The following is a 2,166-nucleotide window of genomic DNA, read 5'->3' on the forward strand; positions in this document are numbered from 1 at the left end:
TTGGTATTATTTTGTAGATGGAAAGATGTTATCAAGTCAATTTATAAACTATAACGGAGACAAATATTATTTAGGCGAAAGCGGAGCTATGGCTGTAAATACCAAAATAAATGGATATAATATAGATGAAAATGGAGTTGCTAGGAGTGCATCCAAACCTATAGGTAGTAGAAGTGAGTTTATAAAGAAAGTAACACCTGGAGTTTTAAAGGCTGTTAAAGGTAAGGGATTATTTCCTTCAATAGCTGTCGCTCAAGCTTGTTTAGAAACTGGTTTTGGAACTGACGGATTATCCCCGGCGCCAATATATAATTTGTTCGGTATTAAGGCAGCTGATGATACACCTCCTGAAAGATATTATGAAATAAGAACTGCTGAATATGATAAAAATGGAAAAAAGTATTATATTACAGATAAGTTTATGAAGTTTTCAGGATATGATGAGGCGTTTGAATATTATGCAAATCTATTTACTAGAACTAAGTGGCTTACTAACTGGTATAGAAATGTTTTAGCTGCTAAGACTCCGGAACAAGCTGCAAAAGCATTAACCGGAACTTATGCTACTGACCCGAATTATGGTTCAAAGTTACTTAATATAATTGATACTTATAATTTGAGAGAATTGGATAAAGAAATTTTTCCTAATGGAGTAAAACCATAGATGAAAAAATTTAAAAACGAATTTATAGGACTTAGCTCAGGATTCTTTTGGGCGGTCAATGGAATAATTTTATCTCTTATTACAGGAAGTGAATACTTAAAAAATTATAGTGTTGGAATTTTATTTTTCTTGCCTTTAGTTTTTGCCGGATTTAATGACTTGTTTGCCGGGATATTTGTTCTAGGATATAATGGAGTTTTTAGGAAATTAAAGTTAATATTACCTGCGTTAAAAACAAAAACCGGAAAAATGGTTTGTTTTGCAGGCTTGATAGGTGGACCTGTTGGACAATGCTCATATATTATGGGCATTTCTCTAGCAGGTTCTGCTTATGCAATTCCTATTTCTGCATTATGTCCAATGTTTGGAACAATTTTATCAGCTGTTTTTTTGAAAGAAAAAGTAAATTTAAAAACTTTATTATGTATTTTAGGCTGTATAGTTGGAACTTTTATTTTATCATACACAAAACCTACAGGTAACTATCCACATTTTTATTTAGGAATTTTATTTTCTATTATTGCAAGTTTTAGCTGGGGGTTAGAGGCTACGATTATAAATTTTGCAAACAAAGAAGAGCTTGAAGAAGAAATAATTTTAAATATAAGAGAAATTGTTTCAGGATTAACTATATTATTTTTAGTTTTACCATTTTTACGATTGTTTAGTGGGTTTGTAGTTACAATAAGACATTTTGAAATTTTAAAATATTTAATATTTTCAGGTTTTTTTGCAGGACTAAGTTACTTGCTCTACTATAAATCTATGAAATTAAATGGAGTTTCAAAAGGAATGGCATTTAATAGTACATTTAGTGTCTGGAGTGTTATTCTTTCTGTTTTGTTTTTATCAACTTCATTAACAGTAACTTTATTTATTGGCGTTTTAATAGTAACTTTATCAATAATAGTACTATCTTTTAGTAATTAATTTTAAATAAATGTTTTTCTTTTCGTTAAAGTGGTATAAATTAATTAGTACCATGGAGAAGTACAAACATTTATTTTTTTTAGGAGGGCTTATGGAATACTTAAGACAAAAATACATTATTGATATTGAAACATACAAATTTTTAGATGATGTGTATGAACCGATTAACGAAAATATAGAATATGAATTGGTAACAAGTGATGAATTAGTTGGAAATTTCAAATTAAATGAAACCAATTCAGAATATGTTACAGTTACTTATTGTAAATTATATGATGCAACAGGAATTTCTGATGGAGAAGTTTATGAACATTTCTTAGATAATTCACATTTTATAAAGAGTAATTTATCAGAAGTTAGGAATATGTATGTAGATTCTCTTGTTAAAGAAATTGAAAAGAGATATAATCTGGAAATAAAAAATCTTAATGATGAATCGGAAGTTAAGTCTTTAATGACTAGAATTAATAATGAGATTAGGAAATTACAAAGAAAAACCCATATTGTAAAATTAAGTTAGCCAGTAAGAATAGAAAAAAACATCTCAAAGAGGTATAATAGTAATTGAACAA

The 2,166-nt window shown here is 28.4% G+C and carries 3 protein-coding genes; all 3 read left to right on the forward strand.

The genetic code is table 11. The features are described 5' to 3' along the window. The coding region (locus IBJ83_RS06930; RefSeq protein WP_201275897.1) for a glycoside hydrolase family 73 protein at positions 1-664 on the forward strand (664 nt) is incomplete at its 5' end. After that, positions 665-1,594: a DMT family transporter gene (locus IBJ83_RS06935; RefSeq protein ID WP_201275898.1), complete on the forward strand. Its 930-nt coding sequence runs from the start codon at positions 665-667 to the stop codon at positions 1,592-1,594. It abuts the gene before it with no gap. A gap of 91 nt (positions 1,595-1,685) precedes the next feature. Further along, positions 1,686-2,114 carry a hypothetical protein gene (locus tag IBJ83_RS06940; RefSeq protein WP_201275899.1) on the forward strand — a complete coding sequence of 143 codons (429 nt, stop codon included), beginning with the start codon at positions 1,686-1,688 and terminating at the stop codon, positions 2,112-2,114. Positions 2,115-2,166: the final 52 nt, after the last annotated feature.

Origin of the sequence: Parvimonas parva (assembly GCF_016552165.1) — a bacterium.
In the GTDB taxonomy this organism is placed as follows: domain Bacteria; phylum Bacillota; class Clostridia; order Tissierellales; family Peptoniphilaceae; genus Parvimonas; species Parvimonas parva.